This is a genomic window from Mucilaginibacter terrenus (assembly GCF_003432065.1).
GTDB classification, from domain to species: domain Bacteria; phylum Bacteroidota; class Bacteroidia; order Sphingobacteriales; family Sphingobacteriaceae; genus Mucilaginibacter; species Mucilaginibacter terrenus.
The window spans coordinates 16,715-35,237 of the sequence record NZ_QWDE01000001.1 but is presented as its reverse complement, the minus strand read 5'-3'; the positions used below and the strand labels follow the sequence as shown (position 1 = coordinate 35,237).

Annotated in this window: 19 protein-coding genes; 8 read left to right on the top strand and 11 right to left on the bottom strand. The window is 43.1% G+C overall.

All coding sequences use genetic code 11. The annotated features are described in order from the left end of the window. Positions 1-28: 28 nt before the first annotated feature. On the top strand, positions 29-1,441 hold the full coding sequence (locus tag DYU05_RS00185) for a glycoside hydrolase family 125 protein (protein ID WP_117380984.1): 1,413 nt from the start codon (positions 29-31) through the stop codon (positions 1,439-1,441). Positions 1,442-1,900: 459 nt separating this feature from the next. Then, positions 1,901-2,266, top strand: coding sequence for a YtxH domain-containing protein (locus tag DYU05_RS00175; protein ID WP_117380982.1), 366 nt, complete (start codon positions 1,901-1,903; stop codon positions 2,264-2,266). Between the two features lie 62 nt (positions 2,267-2,328). Here DYU05_RS00175 and DYU05_RS00170 read toward each other — a convergent pair whose 3' ends face one another. Continuing rightward, positions 2,329-4,215: a M1 family metallopeptidase gene (locus DYU05_RS00170; RefSeq protein ID WP_117380981.1), complete on the bottom strand. Its 1,887-nt coding sequence runs from the start codon at positions 4,213-4,215 to the stop codon at positions 2,329-2,331. Between the two features lie 499 nt (positions 4,216-4,714). Between DYU05_RS00170 and DYU05_RS00160 the strand changes: the two genes are divergently transcribed. Beyond that, entirely contained in the window at positions 4,715-5,659 is a 945-nt protein-coding gene (locus tag DYU05_RS00160; RefSeq protein ID WP_117380979.1) for a Smr/MutS family protein, read from the top strand. Between the two features lie 6 nt (positions 5,660-5,665). On the opposite strand, the gene DYU05_RS00155 is transcribed toward DYU05_RS00160, so the two are convergent. The 3 genes from DYU05_RS00155 to DYU05_RS00145 all read right to left on the bottom strand — a co-directional run bounded on the left by DYU05_RS00155 (position 5,666) and on the right by DYU05_RS00145 (position 9,686). Continuing rightward, a complete protein-coding gene (locus DYU05_RS00155) occupies positions 5,666-7,015 on the bottom strand; it encodes a glycoside hydrolase family 140 protein (protein WP_117380978.1) in 1,350 nt (449 codons plus the stop codon). A gap of 2 nt (positions 7,016-7,017) precedes the next feature. Then, on the bottom strand, positions 7,018-9,165 hold the full coding sequence (locus DYU05_RS00150; protein ID WP_117380977.1) for a pyrroloquinoline quinone-dependent dehydrogenase: 2,148 nt from the start codon (positions 9,163-9,165) through the stop codon (positions 7,018-7,020). Between the two features lie 98 nt (positions 9,166-9,263). Continuing rightward, entirely contained in the window at positions 9,264-9,686 is a 423-nt protein-coding gene (locus DYU05_RS00145; protein WP_117380976.1) for a GNAT family N-acetyltransferase, read from the bottom strand. A gap of 250 nt (positions 9,687-9,936) precedes the next feature. Between DYU05_RS00145 and DYU05_RS00140 the strand changes: the two genes are divergently transcribed. The 5 genes from DYU05_RS00140 (at position 9,937) to DYU05_RS00120 (ending at position 12,943) form a co-directional block, all read left to right on the top strand. Beyond that, positions 9,937-10,329, top strand: a complete 393-nt coding sequence (locus DYU05_RS00140) for a hypothetical protein (protein WP_117380975.1) — start codon at positions 9,937-9,939, stop codon at positions 10,327-10,329. Positions 10,330-10,389: 60 nt separating this feature from the next. Beyond that, the gene (locus tag DYU05_RS00135; protein ID WP_117380974.1) at positions 10,390-11,043 is read left to right on the top strand and encodes a hypothetical protein; all 654 of its coding nucleotides are present in this window, start codon (positions 10,390-10,392) and stop codon (positions 11,041-11,043) included. Then, positions 11,010-11,819 (top strand): sensor histidine kinase, encoded by an 810-nt coding sequence (locus tag DYU05_RS00130; RefSeq protein WP_117380973.1) that lies wholly within the window; start codon positions 11,010-11,012, stop codon positions 11,817-11,819. Before DYU05_RS00135 ends, DYU05_RS00130 begins: the two co-directional genes overlap by 34 nt. Then, positions 11,816-12,481, top strand: a complete 666-nt coding sequence (locus DYU05_RS00125; RefSeq protein WP_117380972.1) for a response regulator transcription factor — start codon at positions 11,816-11,818, stop codon at positions 12,479-12,481. The genes DYU05_RS00130 and DYU05_RS00125 overlap by 4 nt, the downstream gene beginning before the upstream one ends. Positions 12,482-12,682: 201 nt before the next feature. After that, positions 12,683-12,943 carry a hypothetical protein gene (locus tag DYU05_RS00120; protein WP_117380971.1) on the top strand — a complete coding sequence of 87 codons (261 nt, stop codon included), beginning with the start codon at positions 12,683-12,685 and terminating at the stop codon, positions 12,941-12,943. A gap of 38 nt (positions 12,944-12,981) precedes the next feature. Here DYU05_RS00120 and DYU05_RS00115 read toward each other — a convergent pair whose 3' ends face one another. The 7 genes from DYU05_RS00115 to DYU05_RS00085 form a co-directional block, all read right to left on the bottom strand. Continuing rightward, the gene (locus tag DYU05_RS00115) at positions 12,982-13,422 is read right to left on the bottom strand and encodes a phosphatidylglycerophosphatase A family protein (protein WP_117380970.1); all 441 of its coding nucleotides are present in this window, start codon (positions 13,420-13,422) and stop codon (positions 12,982-12,984) included. 9 nt (positions 13,423-13,431) lie between these two features. Further along, positions 13,432-14,247, bottom strand: coding sequence for a TerC family protein (locus DYU05_RS00110; protein WP_117380969.1), 816 nt, complete (start codon positions 14,245-14,247; stop codon positions 13,432-13,434). Positions 14,248-14,369: 122 nt separating this feature from the next. After that, positions 14,370-15,335: a hypothetical protein gene (locus tag DYU05_RS00105; RefSeq protein WP_235853917.1), complete on the bottom strand. Its 966-nt coding sequence runs from the start codon at positions 15,333-15,335 to the stop codon at positions 14,370-14,372. A gap of 4 nt (positions 15,336-15,339) precedes the next feature. Continuing rightward, the gene (locus tag DYU05_RS00100) at positions 15,340-16,485 is read right to left on the bottom strand and encodes a toxic anion resistance protein (RefSeq protein ID WP_117380968.1); all 1,146 of its coding nucleotides are present in this window, start codon (positions 16,483-16,485) and stop codon (positions 15,340-15,342) included. A gap of 21 nt (positions 16,486-16,506) precedes the next feature. Next, on the bottom strand, positions 16,507-17,121 hold the full coding sequence (locus DYU05_RS00095) for a TerD family protein (RefSeq protein WP_117380967.1): 615 nt from the start codon (positions 17,119-17,121) through the stop codon (positions 16,507-16,509). Between the two features lie 11 nt (positions 17,122-17,132). After that, positions 17,133-17,687 carry a TerD family protein gene (locus tag DYU05_RS00090; RefSeq protein WP_117380966.1) on the bottom strand — a complete coding sequence of 185 codons (555 nt, stop codon included), beginning with the start codon at positions 17,685-17,687 and terminating at the stop codon, positions 17,133-17,135. After that, on the bottom strand, positions 17,677-18,522 hold the full coding sequence (locus tag DYU05_RS00085; protein ID WP_117380965.1) for a phosphoribosyltransferase family protein: 846 nt from the start codon (positions 18,520-18,522) through the stop codon (positions 17,677-17,679). The genes DYU05_RS00090 and DYU05_RS00085 overlap by 11 nt, the downstream gene beginning before the upstream one ends. Position 18,523: the final 1 nt, after the last annotated feature.

Sequence of the window (18,523 nt, the reverse complement as noted above, 5' to 3'; positions counted from 1 at the left end):
CCCCAATAAATCTATCTATAGTACATTCATGAAAAGAAGGCAGTTTTTAAGTAACACCGCCATTATAGGCGCAGGTGTTTTAACAAGTAAGTTTTCGTTTGCAGCAGCTCCGTTCCCTGTTGTAAGAGAAGCTGCGTCTAAACGCAACTTCACCAGCAAGTCGGTAGAACTGGCAATTTCCGAATTCTCCGCCAAGGTGAAAAATCCTGAACTGGCGTGGTTGTTTAACAACTGCTTTCCAAATACCCTGGATACCACCGTTACCTACAAAATGAACAATGGCCGCCCGGATACTTATGTTATCACCGGCGATATTGATGCGATGTGGTTGCGTGATAGCACCGCGCAGGTTTGGCCATACATAACTTTTATAAATAAAGATCCGGAATTAAAACAGTTGGTAGCCGGTGTAATCAACCGTCAAACAACCTGCATCCTGCGCGACCCATACGCGAACGCTTTTTACGACGACCCTAACAAAACAGGTGAGTGGAAGGACGATGTTACGGACATGAAACCAGGACTCCATGAGCGCAAATGGGAGATCGATTCACTGTGCTACCCTATTCGCCTGGCTTATCGCTACTGGAAGCTTACCGGAGATAACGCTCCTTTTGACGCTAAATGGAAGAGCGCTATCCAAAGCACATTAAAAACTTTTAAAGAACAGCAACGCAAAACCAACGATGGCCCTTACTCTTTCCAGCGGAAAACCTCATGGGCTACTGATGGTGTTCCGATGAATGGGTTTGGTTATCCTGTTAAACCGGTTGGCCTTATTTGCTCATCATTCCGCCCGAGCGATGATGCTACCGTATACTCTTTCCTGGTACCGTCAAACTTTTTTGCGGTTAGCAGCCTGAAGCAGGCATCTGAAATGGTAAAAACCATTCATAAAGATGCAGCCCTTGCTACACAATTATGGAACCTTGCTGCAGAAGTAAGTGCCGCGTTACAAAAACATGCCATTATAAACCACCCGGAATATGGCCGCATATACGCATACGAAGTAAACGGCTTTGGCAGCTTTAACCTTATGGATGATGCAAACGTACCCAGCTTGCTGGCAATGCCGTATCTCGGATCCGTAAAGAACACCGACCTGGTATATCTAAACACACGCAAAATGCTGTTGTCGCTAAATAATCCTTTCTTCTTTAAAGGCAAGGCCGGCGAAGGGATTGGTGGCCCGCACGCCGGGAAAGATATGATATGGCCGATAAGCATTACCGTACGTGCCTTAACCAGCACCAGCGATGCAGAGATTAAAGAATGTATAGAGTTGCTGCGTAAAACGCATGCTGGCACCGGCTTTATGCATGAGTCGTTCCATAAAGACGATGCGAGCAAATTTACCCGCAAGTGGTTTGCCTGGGCCAATACGCTGTTTGGCGAATTGCTGTGGGAAACCTACAAAACCAAACCGGCGCTTTTGACATAAGGTGATTAGAACAAATAAAAGAAAGCCGCTCCTCATGGAGCGGCTTTCTTTATGTTAGGCGTTGCCGTACAACCAAAAAATCAATCCCGATATAACGAGGGCTGCTATTATCAGCGTTATCAATGTATCCAGAAAAAAGCGCAAAGTTTTCTTACGCTGAGTTTCCCGCCGGTTTATAACAGGTAACACTTTGTACTTTATTACAAACAGTAGTAGTAAAGTTATTATGCTGATGAGGTAAAAATATTGCCGGAAATGTATAGAGCGGAACAGATCGTCCATAATAAAAATATGTTGCTGCTTTTTTTAACGTTTTTAGGCAACGTTTGTGTGTTCTAAGAAATCTCGTGGAGCAGTTACTACCTAAACAAAGCTTTTTTTGATTTTTATAGCTTATTTAAACACAACGGCATAGGGTTTGTTATCTTCAATGAAATCATCTACTAATAAGTAACAGATATGAAAGATCAAGCAAAAATTATAGCAGCACTTTTAGTGGGTGCTGCGGCAGGTGCCGCTTTAGGCTTATTGTTGGCGCCAGAAAAAGGCGAAGAGTTAAGAGGCGACATCGCTGATTACGTTAACGACCTTATTGACGGTGCTAAAACAAAAGCACAATCAACTGCAGACAACGTTAAAGAGTACAGCAGCACAGTTGTTGATTCTGTAAAGAATAAATACAACAGCCTGGTTGGCGAAGCTGGTAACGCTATTGACAGCGTACAGGGCAAAGCAGAAGATGCTGTAGCCGGTGCTAAAGAAAATGCAACTAACAAAGCAAAATCAACAGCTAACGACTGGAACAATTCTATCCAGAACGCATAAGCTGATAGCTATACATAAAAAAAGCCGCTCTAAATAGAGCGGCTTTTTTTATGTACTGAATTCTACTTTTTAACCGACCAGGTGTTATCTGCAGTATTTGCGTCAACAAAAATACCGGTATCAAGCGTTACTGATTTTAAGCTTTTGCCAATCACGGCTTTAAAGGTAACTAATGTTTGTTTTTGGTTGGCCTCCCAAACTGCCGGTGTCTGATGAATTGTCTTGGTGCTTCCGTCCGCAAAAGTAAGTACCACATCAAACGGGATAGCAAAACCACCCGGATTAGTAACCGTTAGCGTATAGCCATCTTTACCTGTAACGCCGCTTGCAATAGCAACATCGTTATAGTAGTTGGTAAAGAACCAGTTGTTAAAAAACCAGTTAAGGTTGCGGCCTGAGATGTTGCTCATAGAGTTGAAGTAATCCCATGGGATTGGGTGCTTGCCGTGCCAACGGTCCATGTAACCATGAAGCGCTTTCTTAAACAAATCATCGCCAAGCATATCTTTTAACGCCAGGTAACTTAATGATGGTTTGCCATAAGCATTATTGCCGTAACCGGCTATCTGCTCGTTAGATGGTGTAATAACCGGAAGGTCTTCGGCAGTAGACTTATCTCCTATCCAGCCATTTATACGAAATTGCTTGTAGAAAGCCGACGCCTTTTCAGGACCATTTTCGGCAATGCCAATCAAATACTCAAATGTGGTAGCCCAGCCTTCATCCATGAACGCGTAGCGGCTTTCGTTTATGCCCATGTAGAACGGGAACCAGGTATGTGCTATTTCGTGGTCTTGCACCAGTTGCGCAAAGGTAGCATCACCAAATTGGCTATCGTTAACCATCATTGGGTACTCCATGTCCGCAAAGCCTTTAAAGGCTGTCATCTTAGGGAAAGGATAAGGTACGCCCGGCCAGTTGTTACTAAACCAGCCTAAGGCATTGCGGCCATATTGTACAGACTTTTTGAAATCTGTTGCTGCCAGTGGATAAGCAGCCTGCATGCTGGAACGGCGACCGGTGTTCTTATCAACCACTACGCTACCCGCATCCCAAATGTAATGGTTGCTTATACCAACGGCCATATCGGTAATGTTCTCGGCCTTCCATATCCAGGTATTAGTAGCACTTTGTGCGGTAACCTTATTGCTGTTCAATTCGTCAAGCGTAGCAACGTGTATGGTAGAGTCGCTGGTCATAGATGTTTGCAGGCGTTTAGCAAACTCCGGCTGTAAAACCTGTGTTGGGTTCTGTAACGTACCTGTGGCCCAAACAACAAAGTTTTTAGGTACGGTTACGCTCAAGGTATAATCATTAAAGTCGTTGTAAAATTCTTTAGAGTCTACAAAGTTCAGCCTGTCCCAGCCGTTATAGTCGTCATAAACAGAAACGCGCGGGTAAAAATAAGCCAGGTAAAATGATGTAGAATCTATCACGCCCTCGCGGCCGCTTTCCTTACTCAGGTCATAGTGCCATGCAATGTTCATCGCTAATGACTCGTGTGGCATCAGCGGTTTAGGCAGGTTCACATTTTGATTGGTAAGCGCATTAGTTTTGTTATTCCATGGTTTGTTCTGGCCACCAACTACAAAACTATCTATCTGTATACCTTCGGTAAGGTAATCAAGGCTGGCTGATCCATCACGCGGGGCACCCGGGCGGTGAATGTTCAGGATCAACTTAAGATTGATACGTTTAAGTGTATCCGGGCTATTGTTTACGTAGGTAATCTGTTCGCTGCCTGTAACCCTCCGGTTTGGTGGCGCTACCGAAACTGATATATTGTAGCGGCCAGAGTTCTGCCAGTACTTGCTGCCGGGTTTGCCATCGGCAGAACGGGTGCCCTTTGCATACGCTTGTTTAATGTCTCTGGGCATGTAAAGGCTTTGTGCCTGTGTTTGCAGTAAGAATAAGGCGCTTATTGCTGTTAGCGCTATTTTTCTGATCATGTTTATAGGAGTTTAGATAAGTTTTTTGATGATGACTGATTTCGTAAAATTAGTATTTAATGCCCGATAATTGAGACCGGATTGGTAAACGAATTGTTACAATAGTCTCTGGAAATTAATTTGCTTACCACTTTATTAATGGTGTTATTTGTTTAAAGTTATTTTAGTAGGGGTATTAAATAACTGTACAAAGCCGGGCATTTTGCCTGGCTTTTGTTGTTTTAAATAATAGCTGCCGCTCTTGCTAAGAACGCTGTAACAGGCAGTTAAAACCTGTATCACCAGCCAAAAATGGCGATAAAACTGTATCATGGTTTCAAAAACTGTAACATGGTTTTCATTCAAGTAACTATCCATCAATTACTTAATTGTTTTTCGACCTGAAAAAGTGTATCAGGTGTAACACGTTGTCGTGTTACAGTTATCCTTACCTTTCTTTTGACAATACCCGGCAGCTATACCAGCTGGATATTGGTACCTTTGTTGCAGTTATACTACTATGAAATACAAGTTAGGCGACTTTGTGCGCTTTATAGATGAGAAGATGGAGGGTTATGTAACCCGCATTATTGATGAGCAAATGATTGGCGTTACCGGCGAGGATGATTTTGAGATTCCGGTGCTTGCCAGCAAGGTAACTTATATACACGGCCAAAAAACCGAAGTTGGCGATGAAGAACCAACTGCTGATGTTCCCGTTGTTCCCGGTGAGTTCAAAAACAAAGGCGTATACCTTGCCGTAGTGGCAGATGCCAAAGCATCGTCGGTTGTGCACTTGTTCATCGTGAATGAAACATCGTACCAGTTGTTAACGTCGGTAAATACGCAGCAACAGAAGCAATTCAAAGGTGAGTTTGCGGGCATACTGGAGCCACGTTCGTTTGCTAAAGTATACTCCAACAAACTTGCAGACCTGCAGCTTTGGCCAAAGCTTATCTTCCAGGTGCTGTTTCATACCAGGCAAGATCAGGCCGTACAAGAGCCTCTTAATATTACAGAGCAATTTAAGGCTAAAGACTTTGCTGGTGCAAAAAAGACAGTTCCATTTCTAAACCAGCAGGGATGGCTTATACAGTTAGACGAGCCTGAGTTGGTGCTTGACGCCCAGAAACTCAAAGAAAGCTTTTTTAAACCTGCAGAAGAAAAGCAGGAGGTTGCCAAACCTTCAGGAGAGATAGACCTCCATATTGAACGCCTGCGCGATGACCATCAGTTTTTAAGCAGCAGTGAGATATTGAATATACAGGTAAGCCACTTTAAAAAGTCTTTAGAGGCGGCCATAGTTCACCAAATGCCTGAAGTAACCTTTATACATGGTACGGGCAATGGCATACTTAAGCACGAGCTTCACAAATTGCTGAGCAAGAACCAAAAGGTGCAAACCTTTTTAGATGCACGCAAAGAGAAGTTTGGCTACGGGGCAACAAAGGTGATGCTGAAATAGCAAAAGTTACAGCATTTTGTACTGTTTGGAGGCATCATCCAAAACAAAAACCCAATCCTGCCCGTAACCGGTTGATGGTGGCGTATACCTGTTATTCTGCTTGTTAGATACCGGCTCAAGAGTGGTCACCTTTCCGCTGCGCGGATCGAACCAATAGGCATTAAGCTTGTCGCCTGAGATCTTACCGGCAATAACGGTAAAGGGTTGTCCTGCCGCAGTATAAACATACAGGAAGTCTTTGCCTCTTGTAGCTTGTATACGATCTGCAGGACCGTTATTGCTTTCGTTAAGTATGGTTTGATCGGGCACTCTATCCAACATCGGGTGCGATTCCATCAGTTGTCGCACTAAGTTCATCTGTTTTGCTCCGGGTAAGTCCAAGGCATCATACCAGTACATATGTGGCCCGTTGAGTGGCGCTACTTTGGGGTTGTACATTTGCCACACATCATGACAGCCGTAAGTATGCCCAAATGCACCCGAAAACAGGTCGAGGTAAGCATACTTGCGCACGTCATAAGCGCTAGATGTTCCCAGGTCGTTTACATTGAAGCAGACAGGATGATCTTCATAAATGGGTTCACCATCAAGCACCGGTCTCACCGGTGTAGAACTATATGACGAGAAGATCTTATCGTAAACCGGCGTGTCACGGCAATGCCCGTTCTGGAACATATTAAAAGCAAACCAGCTTTCGCTGCCGAACCATTCCGCCGATCCCAGCTGATTTGGCTGGCAATGGTAGGTAATTATGGCCTTACCAGCAGTTGCCTTCATTATCGCCTCGCCCATTGCACGCCAAACAGCCATGTCAGCTTCGCCGCGGGGCTGCCGATCTCCGCCTAGTACCCAAATGATGTTAGTATAGTTCTGATATCTTTTAGCTAACCAAGTTGCATATACTTCGGCGTTGCCGACCGTAAACACCTCCGGCCCTACTCCCCAACTGCTCTTGAATAGTTTATCTCCCCAGGTAGGCAGCAGTGCTATGTTGATGCCGTATTCTTTTGCTTTGTTTATGATATAGTCAACGTGCTTAAAATACTTTTCATTAGGCTTGGTAGGGTCGTTGTCAATCAGGGGTTTTTCGCCATAAACATTTGGCGTGTTTAGCCCGTCCAATTCGGCTAGTGCTACAGCCTGTACTACTGTAAAACCCTGCTCACTGCGGTGTTTAAGGTATCTGTCTGCCTCTTCCCTATTCAAACGGTGAAATAGCTCCCAAGCGGTATCTCCTAGCCAAAAGAAAGGTTTGCCATCTTTCAACAAGTAATGTTTGTTGGCGCTTACTGCGAATTGAGCTTTGGAGGGAACAACAAAAGCTAAAGCGAGGATCAACAATAAATATCTTTTCATAACTACTTCTTATCAGGTAAGGCAAACGCAACATAACTGTCACCGGAACGTGTGCCCATCTTTCCGCCACCGCAGGCAATCACGATATATTGCTTGTGGTTTACTTTGTATACAGATGGCGTTGCAAAGCCGGGTGCAGGTAAGGCTACCTCCCACAAAAGTTTACCGTTGCGTTTATTAAATGCCCTAAACTTGCCATCCTTGGTGGCGGCTATAAACAAAAGCCCACCTTTGGTAATTACCGATGCGCCATAGTTTTCGGTTCCGGACTGAACACTACCATGCGGAAACTCGGGATCGTCGCCCAGTGGTTTCTGCCAAATGTACTTACCCGTATTCAGGTTAACAGCGCTCAAGGTACCCCATGGTGGTGCTATTGCGGGTTTGCCATCTGTGGTTAAAAACTTATTGTAGCCCACAATAGAGTACGGCATTTTGTAAACGTCGTCTGCTTTGTTCTCCTGATTCACAAAAGCCTTTGGCTGATCTGCGTTTATATTGAGTATAAAAGATGCAAGTGCTTTCCTTTCTACGGGTTTCAACTGCCGGAAAGCAGGCATCATCCTCCTTCCCGACTGCACCAGCGTGTCAAATGCAGCCGCAGTGTATTTACGGTTTATGTTTACAAGTGATGGGAATGTGCCAGACCCTTTCCTGTCTGCGCCATGGCAGGTCATGCAATTAGCTCTGAAAATCCGTTCGCCCGCTTGCAGGTTTGTTTCGTGTGCCGCGGCTTCATTCACTTTAGTTGCCTGTATTATCCACGCCATTTGGTTGGCATTCACATATAGCACACTGGTTTCCGGGTCATAAGAGGGACCACCCCACTCAGCCCCGCCATCAAGACCGGGGAATACGATAGTTCCATTGAGAGATATAGAGTTGAACACGTTGCCGTGATGATAACCAGCGAACGCTTTTTTTACTTTTTGCAAAGAACTATCCGGCAGATACGGATTGATGTCCTTTTCCGTCATGTTCTGCCGCATAAAGGAGGCAGGCATAGTTGGGATAGGCTGCGTTGGTGATAGTTTCTCGCCTATAAGATCAGTAGCTGTTGGCACAGGCGTTTCTTTTATTTCATAGACAGGCTTACCGGTAACCCTGTCAAAGGCAAAGATGAACCCGGCTTTGGTGGTTACCGCTACAGCATCTTGTCCTTTAATTTTTACCAACATTGGCGGTGCAGGTATATCCTTATCCCATACATCATGATGTATATCCTGAAAGTGCCACTTTAATTTACCTGTATTGGCGTCCAGCGCTAAAATACAGTCAGCATACAGGTTATTGCCTAACCTTTTTCCACCGTAAAAATCGTAACTGGCAGATCCGGTGCAGCCGTACACAATACCCCTGTCCTTATCCAGGCTAAAACCTCCCCACGCATTCGAGCCGCCTATAAATTTGTAGGCATTCTTATCTTCCCAGGTCTCGTAACCGGGTTCGCCAGGATAAGGTATGGTGTGGAATATCCACTTGCGTTTACCGGTACGCACATCAAATCCGCGTATATGTCCCGGGGCCGCATGGGCTCCTTCGTCTACCCTTGTACCGGCTATCATTATGTCATTATAGATAATGGGCGGAGATGTGGCGGTTACAAAGAAGTCTTTTACATCCCTGTCCAGCCCGTCATGCAGGTCTATTTTCCCGTTATCTCCAAAGCTTTTAACGGGTTTGCCGTTGACAGCGTTTATTGCATATAGATAAGGGCCGGCTGTATAGAGTATTCGCTTATCGTCTCCATCTGCCCAGTAGGCTACACCACGGCAGTTATTCATAATAAAGAAGCTACGTTTATTGCTTTCCAGCGAATCGAACGGATTAAACTTCCATTTCTCCTGACCCGTTGCAGCATTAATAGCAAAAAGTTTCATTTGAGGCGTGGTGCCGTAAAGCACGCCATCAATAATAATAGGGTTACATTGTATTTGAGACTTATTAACTGTATCCGCATCCCTGGTGTGGTACTCCCATGCCATTGTAAGTTGCTTTACATTGGCGGTATCTACTTGCTTTAGGGATGTATAATGAATATTCTCGTTAGATCCGCGGTATTGCTGCCAGGTGGAATACTTATCCTCTCCTAAACAACCGGCAACTAACAGAACAACTGAGAACAGGCCATAGCTGATATACTTTTTCATGCGTTGTTATAATTGGTGCGGAAGCTTATAGCGTAAGCAAAATGCAAAAAAATCAGCAGTAATCAACCCAACGTGATAAAGTAAAGCAGGCTGAAGCACTAAACCTTCAGCTCATTAACATCGCTTAACATAAAACAGTGTTCGTGTTTAGTCATGCCTGTTTTGGGGTAGTAATCAACAGCCTTGGGCGCGGCAAGCAGTATTAGCTTGGCAACAGGTGTATGAAGCTTTGTTTCTTTTATCAGCCTTATGCCAATCCCCTTGCGCTGGTAAAATTCATCAACCGCAAGATCGCTCAGATAAGTACAAAAAGAAAAATCAGTCAGCGAACGCGCTATTCCTATCAGCTTACCATCTATTCTGGCGGTGATAATCATGTTGGCTGTATCACACATCTGCTGTATGCGGGTTAAGTCATGCACAGGCCGCCGTTCTGCCAGGGTACTGCGTTGCAATACATCAATAAAATCCAGGGGGTCAAGGGTATGTTCGCGCTGGTAAACAATTTCGCCTGCAGCCATAACGATAGGTATTTAGAGTGGTAAACGGTGTAAATTCAGGGTAAACATAGAAAATTGTACAACATATAGTTAAAGTAAATTAAATAATATATAAACATCTATTTTTTTGCAAGAGCTTGTATTTAGCTGTATTGTTTGCTTAATTTACCCTCGCAATGGTACATATGCTTTCAAAACAGCTTTATGTTATTGTGATACTTAACTGCGTACTTATTAATTAACCTAACCTTTAACACTTAATTCCCCCGAAATGAGCGAAGCAAATTACCCAACCGAAGGACCTGATGGTACCATTCCTGTACAAGATGGTGTAAACTGGACAACAAACTGGAGAACTTACCTTGATCAATCAGATAATGATTTCCACATTCAGTACTTTAACATTCCTATTGTGGACTTCCAGAACATTTTAACGTTTAACCCCGGTGCAGAATCAGTAAGAGCGTACATCGGACTAACAGACGCAACTGATCCGATGACGGCAAAGCTTATTTTAGTACCGGTTGTTGACGGCCATGACGTTATTGTTGTACACCCTGACCTTGGTGGCGGAGTTGCAGGCGACGGACAAAGCAACATTTACGACATGACGCAGGCCTGCCCGCCTAATTGCCCGGCAAACGACAGCATTATGTACGCTTAATTTGAAAATTAACCGGTTTAAATTTATGAGCTTTAATATCTTTAAGGCTCATAAATTTTCATGCTACAAACAATTGAATTTTACACGGCTCCCTTTTATGTTTTTGCAACGATAATACCCGGCATTATAACCTACAAACATCTGTTGCGCCCATATCGCATCATTTTTTGGTTTGCCCTTTTTAGCTTTGTAATTAATGGCACGTCAATAATATGCTCGCAGGGTTTTCACCTGCGTACTACCGGCTTTATCCATTTATATACCGTTTTTGAGTTCGTATTTCTGTCAGTTTACTTTGCAGAGATTTATGGTCCAAAAAAACGTAATATTATTTATGGTCTGGCTACGCTTTTTGTATTGTTCTGCATTGCTAACACCCTTTTTTGGCAAAGCACCATGATCATGAATTCGTATACAAGGTCTGTAGGTGCTATCATTCTTATTGGGTACAGCCTTGTGTATTTTTTTAAACAGGATGTGCACGAGGAAACTATCGAATGGAGCAGCGAGGGGCTCAACTGGATTACAGCGGGCTTATTGCTCTACTACTCATGCTCCTTATTCATGTTCATCTTTTTTAACTACCTGCTTGTACCGAGTACTATTGTATCTATTATTTGGGATGTCCATAACCTTATTTTACTAATTGAATATATTCTATTTGCCATTGGTTTTTATAAATGCAGATCACGACAGATAACGCTTACATACTGATAGTACTTGGGATGTGCGGAACCTTTTTACTGGTTACTGCTTTCATTCTCTTCTCTGTACGCAATCAGAACCGTTTGTTAAAGCAGCGCCAGCGTTTTCAGCACGCCGAACTGGTGCATCAAAAAGAGCTGCTTCGCGCCATTATTGAGTCGCAGGAAACAGAACGTAAACGCATAGGCCAAGACCTTCATGATGATGTAGGCACCACACTCTCCGGACTTCGATTACTTATTGAAATGTTTAAGCCGACCGATAAAACGGACAATTATTACCTTGAATTTATAAGATCAAGTAAAGCTACTATAGACAAGATAGTAACCGATGTGCGCAACATATCGCACAATTTATCCCCGGCAACTTTAGGGTACTATGGGCTTGCTGCAGCTATTGAAGAGCATATCGACGTTATTAATCAATCAGGAAAATTAGAAGTTATTGTAACTGATAATTCGGGAGAACTGCTTAACAATCTTGAACTACCAATAGCCACGGCGCTGTACCGCGTTTTAGAAGAGCTGCTGAACAACACCATTAAACATTCGGGCGCCAGCAGGGCCGAAATAGAATTTAGGAACGATGAAAATGGCCTGAGCATCAATTATAATGATAATGGTAAAGGTATAGCGCAGGCACAATCAACCTTAAAAAAGGGAATGGGACTGCAAAATATAGAAAGCCGCTTACTAAATATTAATGCAGCATACTTAATAAGTACTGAACCCGGACAGGGATTTAACGTGCTGGTAAAGTGCCCTATAACACTGAATGACACATGAACAAGATGAATGTTGCCATAGTTGATGATCAGAACCTTTTCAGGCAAAGCCTGGCATTGCTAATAAACTCAGTAGATGAGTTTAACCTGGTAAATGACAGTGCCGGCGGTCAGGACTTTTTAGATACACTCACGTCAAAAATCATCCAGGTAGATGTAGCGATTATTGACATGGACATGCCGGGCATGAATGGCATACAGCTGAACAAAGCACTTCACGAACTTCACCCTGAGATAAAAGTGATTATCCTTTCTGTACATGTTAGCGAGGCATTGATATCTCAAATGATAAATGCGGGGGCTGCGTCTTACCTTGCAAAAAACTGTGATAAAGATGAACTAATAACCGCTGTTACGCAGGTATATCAAAAGGGTTATTACTTTAACAACGAAGCACTAAAAGCCATAAGCAAAAGTGTGCATTACAGAAACACCCCAACCCTAATAAGTAACTTACCTGTTGAGCTCACTAGACGCGAAAAAGAGATCTTATTACTTATTTGCAATGAATACAGCAACGCAGAGATAGCTGAAAAACTTTTTTTAAGCATACGTACTGTTGAAGGTCATCGTAATAATCTGTTAGCGAAAACAAACTGCCGAAACACCGCTGGCCTGGTGCTATTTGCAATAAAATACAACTTGCTCGACGTGCCGTTATAATAGGTGTACTTGTTCTTAAACCAAGAAAAACGCGACACAATTACATATCAATTGCTCAACATCGTGGGTAAATACTGGGCGTTGATACATTGAGGAAATAGATTTATCTGTCAAACGTTATAACCATTTTTTAAAGCTGAACGTACAAATGGTTAAACTCCGTAGATATTGTATTTGCGTAAGCTTAAATGTAAGGCTCAAATGGACATCGTTTACATCAGCAATCAGGTAAAGTACGACGTACTTTCTGTCAGCGGGCAATCTGCTGCAAGAGCCTATAATTTGATGACCAATACTCCGCTTTATGCAATTGGTTACGACAACAATGATGAACTATGCAGGACGCTTGAAGTTAAACTGAGGCTTATTGCGGAAGAGTACCAGACCGGTAAAGACATAATGCCGGGAGCTGTTTCAAAAGATCTTACCGTTCGGCAGTGCATTCAACTGGTTATTCTTTAAGATCTCTTGTTATATCACCGCAGACAAAGAAAATAGAACTAGAATTTGAAAAGCACAACTACTATCTGGAGGACTATGTTACCATAAACGCCGGCTAGTACGTCGTCCATCATCACTCCGGTTCCGCCGGGCAGGGCTTCCATGCGTCGTATATATAGAGGTTTTAAGATGTCGAAAAACCGAAACAACACCAATCCTCCTAGTAGCAAGTACAAGTTTGCAGGTATAAAAAGCATAGTGACCATCATACCGGCTACCTCGTCGATCACAACCCTATAACTATCTTTACCCCATTCCGGTTCTACCTTATCGCCGACATAAATACCTAATAGAGTAATCACTATAGTAGCGATAAGTAGTGTCCAGGAAATGTTAAGCTGCCATATAGCCCAGATAAGCGGGCAGGTAACAATAGCGGCAAGGGTGCCCCCACCTTTAATGTATCCTATGCCGAATATAGATGCAATTATCTTGTTCACGCTACAATATTAGCTTTTATCCAAAACATCTTCGGCAGCTTCGGCAACTTCTGGCTCAATAGTGTGCTTCTTAGGAAAGTTGAATATTACAGATGTGATCACCGGTATCAGGAATATCGCCACAGTAAATACCGAAACAATAATGTCCGCAGTCTCTCCTTCCATAAACTTAGCAACAGGGCTTTCCGGCGAGAAGTGCGTGTAAAGAGATGCGGTAAGTTTAATACCGAGCACACCTATTACAATAAAGGCCACCGTTTCCAAAAAGGTAAACTTTTCCATTAGTTTAACAAAGGCTTGTGCAACAAAGCGCATTGCTAATATACCGATGAAAACGCCGGTGTAAATAAGAAACACATGGTCTGTAAAGGCCACGGCTGCAAATACGTTGTCTATGGAGAAGGCCAGGTCCATCAACTCCACCAGTGCAACGGTCGCCCAAAAGGTACCAAAGGTGCCTACTGTAGCTTTATAAAGCCAATTCTTGCTCTTATCTATTTCCTCCTCTTCGCCTGCTGCCTTATCTGCCTTTCCTTTGAAATAATCGAAAGCCAGATAGATAAGGTATAAACCGCCCAACGGTTTAAGCCACCATATCTTTACCAGCCATGCTGCTAAAAAGAGGCATACGCCCCTTAGTACATATGCGCCTACAATACCATACTTAAGCGCCCTGCTTCGTTGTTCCTTAGGGAGATCGATCACCATTGTTGCCAGAACTGCCGCGTTGTCTACAGACAGCAGGCTTTCTATAACGATCAGGTTTAATATAACCAGTAACCCGGCTTTGATGTCCTCTCCCAATAGGGTATGTAAAATATCCATAACAGTTGCACTTGTTGTACCTGCAATTATAACAGAAAATCCCTGATACAGTTGTCGGCAGTTGTATTTCTTTGATTAATAATATGGCCGTATGTTACAATCAGCGTTACTCCGGAAGTGGTTTAAATAATATCTGTGTTCAACATTGCCTTAAGGATGTTGGCTTGCACATCAAAATTATTCATGTGCTGCAGAAAGTCAACGTCGCTTATTTTCTTGTAATCTTCTTCCAATAGTTGTAGTATTTCTGTAGGTAAATGGCTTTTTATAACGCCTGCACTGCTTTGCAGTCGAACGTTTTTATCCAGCAGTTCCTGCATTATACGCTCCTTTTTAGAAAGGGTGCTTTCCACCGCAATATTGCCTATTTTACCTAAATCGCAAAACAAGAAAATGTTATTTGCCGGAGAATACAAAAAATGTTGGTCTATCGCCGCGAACTTGTAAACTTCCAGCGTGATGTCGGCTGTGCGTAAACCTGCAAAAAACTCAATTTTAAAGTCATACTTGCATAGGCGGCCCATCAGCTTTCGCTGTATAGTGGCGTATTTATTAGCGTACAGCTCTGCAGGGTTGTATTGTAGAAGTTCCGCCAAGATTCCAGGAGGTATCTCGGCGAAGTAATCCGCGGCGTAGCGGGAACTAAACAAGTTTATGTTTTTGGCAAATGGATAGTTATCCAGATTATTGGATAGCGCTTCGTACAAGCTGCGTAACGACTGGCTAATTTTAAGTGCCTGCCGTTGCTTGTCGTTCTTAAAGCTGCTTTCGGTGAATGCCGTATCGCCCATCTGGTTGATCAGCTCATTATTAAGCTGAACCTCATCCATTAGCAGATCGGCATTCACCTCGTTGTGCTTCTTTACCCTTTTTAATAGCTCAATAAGCGAAGCTGTAAACTGTACGTGAAACAGTTCCAGCTTGTTAATATCCAATTCAGGGTTGGTTGCAAATAGCTGATGTATAACTTGGGTGCGCAGGTAAATTTTATAAATGATATCGTTATTAAAGAATACGGTAAGCAATTGCAGCTTGCTTATTACCCGGGTCGATTCATTTAAAATATTTACTCTGCTCTCATCCATCATTCACTTAACGCGTATTCGTCACATTTTTCTTTAACTCCGTTTCTAACGTTTGTAGCTCGGTGTTAAGAGTGCGTCGGTTTTGCGTACCCTCGTCATGTATACGCTTCACTTCTGTAAGTGTTTCTATTAGCGACTGCGTGGTACGTTTTAAAGTTTCTATCGAAACTACGGTTTTTTCGTTTTCGCGTGCTACATCAATGCTGTTTTGTTTAAGCAATTCCGCATTTTTTTGCAGGATGGTGTTAGTGGTTTCAGATATTTTCTTCTGCATTTCCACATTTTCCTTTTGCCTGTGCAACGCTACTGCAATGGTAAGTTGGTTTTTCCAAACCGGTATTGTAGTAGTAACAATAGACTGCGCTTTTTCAGCGATAGTTGTGTTGTTGTTCTGTACTACACGTATCTGTGCCAGCGATTGCAGCATGATAAATCTTACCACTTTCAGGTCTGCAAGGCGTTTATCCAAACGGTTTACAAAGTCGCGCAGGTCGGCAATTTCATAATCCTGGTAGTCGTCCGGCTTGCCATCCATTACAGCCAGCTGTTCGTTAAGCTCATTGTATTTAAGCTGACCCGAAATGATAAGCTCCTCCATCTGGTGGATGTAAGTAACGTTGCTATCGAACATGGTTTGCAACGAAGCATTATCCTTAAGAGAGTTTACTCGCCCGGCTTTTATCTTGGTAGTGATTTTATCAATGTTGTTTACCACCGTATCGTACTTGGCAAACAACTTTTTGGTATCCATCACTATCTTTTTCAGGAACGGGATACTTGATATAAAACGGGTGAACCCATTTTGGTTCAGCTCGTCTACATCAATATAGTTCAGCTCGTTGAGCAGATCAGTTATCAGTACACCAACCTCGCCTGAATTGTAAGTACGTACTGATGTGAGGAAGGTATTGCTATACCGCTCCATTGATGCCTGCACCTCGGTACCAAAATTAAGTACCGAGTTTACATCCTTAGGGTCGATAGCCTTAGCTATCTCCTTAAATTTCTGCTCCTCTTCAGGCTTTATATTTGTAAGGTCAACATTGCCCTGCTTATCTAATTTAACGGGAGCTGTATTGCTTACCTCAGGTACATTGGCCGTAATATCCGGAGAGTTAAGGCTCAATTCGTTATTGCTTGGGTTGGTTTCCATTGCTTTGTTGTTTTGTAACTATTAAAGATAGTTTTGTGTAACCGTACGCACGGTCTCCTCGAGTCTTCGGTCCTTGGTAGGCTCTCCAATCGCGTTAAACTTCCACTCGCCGTTCTTTTTATAGAATACGCCCATAACCATGCTTACGTGTCCCGCAAAGCCTGCACCATGTGCAATGTCGTACTTTGCAAATACTTCGTTCACGCGTTTAGGTGTCCCTTCGTAGATGCGTATAGAAGCAAACGGGATAGCGCCAAAATCCTGCCCGCGAAAGCTGTTTAACATAAAGGCTACATAGTTTATTGATGGGTTGAGTCTTGCAAGATCAACGGTAATCACTTCATTATCCAATCCGTCGTCACCGCCCATATCGCCGGTAAGGTCATCACCGCTATGGCGTACTGATTGATCCTTGGACTTGAGATTACCGAAATATACAACTTCCACCAGTTTTTTGTCCTGATCGTATAACGCGCAGCTCGCGTCAAGGTCCACCGCTTCTTTACTTCCGCCAAATCCGAAAAGGCCTTTCTTTTCGATAGCGCCCCAGTTAATGCCTACGCAAATATTTTGGAGCTTACTGCCATTTTCCTTTTCCAGGCTAATGCGTTGTCCTTTTTGAAGATTAATTGCCATTGTGTATAGTTTTAGTTGTATTTGTTTAAGTAATCCTGTAAACCACCCTTCATACCCGCACCTACTGCTTCAAATTTCCATTTACCATCACGTTTGTAGATACGACCAAATTCCACAGCGGTCTCAATTGAAAAATCTTCTTCCAACTCGTATTTAAGCAGATCGGCACCTGTACCGCTATCAAATATGCGGATGAAAGAATTACGAACCTGCCCAAAGTTCTGGCGGCGGTTCTCGGCTTCATGAATAGTAACCACTACGGTAAGCTCAGTTACGCGCGAGTCGATCTTAGACAGGTCGATCTTTATCTGCTCGTCGTCTCCGTCACCGGCACCAGTAAGGTTATCGCCCGTATGTTCAACAGCACCATCAGGAGATACTGTATTGTTGTAAAACACAAAAAATTCATCAGCTACCAGTTTGCGATTGTCGCCCATTACAAAAACAGACGCGTCAAGGTCAAATGCCGCACCTGTTGATGATGAGTTGGTGTCCCAACCTAAGCCTATAGTAAATTTAGGTGCGTCGATTGCTTCGCGCTGCCCTTTTTGAAGATTAATTGCCATATTGTATAAGTTTGTAATTGTCTAAAAATAGAAGTTGTTTAATAAAGTTGAGGTTTCGCTGATAAGCCGGAATGGTATGATATCCGTTTCCTAAAGCCATGTTATACAATACCTCTATAAAACTTCCCGGCTGCCCCTCAATAAATATGCAGAACTCGTCATGGTCGTAATTTAGTATGTATTTCACCAGCCTAGTATTAATACAAAACGCTGCGCTTTGTACAATATCCTCCAAGCTAAAAATGTTTTTTACAAAGTGGTAGTTAAGAAAATTCTCTACATTAGGATGGATAGTTTTGTTAACCAGTTCGGCAAAGTAAAGCATGTAGATCTCGTTATCTAAACCGTACTCTCCTACCATCTTCATGATCATCCGCTCGTGGCTACCTGTGATTTTGATGTCGTCTAAAAATATGAGCGTTTTCCCGGTTAGGAATTGCTTGTCGATGTGAAACTGGTCATTTCCAATAAGCTTCATCCGCTGTTCGGCATCCAGTTCGCCATAATCTTCTTTGTAAGTAATTGTACGGTGTACCTTGGCCTCTTGCACCACGGGTAAATTATTGTCAGCCAGCCATTGGTTTACACGATACACAAACCAGGTTTTCATAGCAAGGGTAGCGGTGGGTATAAAAGAGTAAGGACTGGAAATAACTACAATTTGTTGATTGATATGTCTGTTGCGTAAGTGTTCTTTTATAAAGCCGTCGGCAAGCTGAGTGCCGAATGTTCTGGAAACACTGCCGTCGCCGAATTTAAACCGGCTATAGTCGTCAGCACTAAAGCCAAACGCCGCAGTATTGCTAATGTGGTGTAACGAATAGGTGGTTGTCATA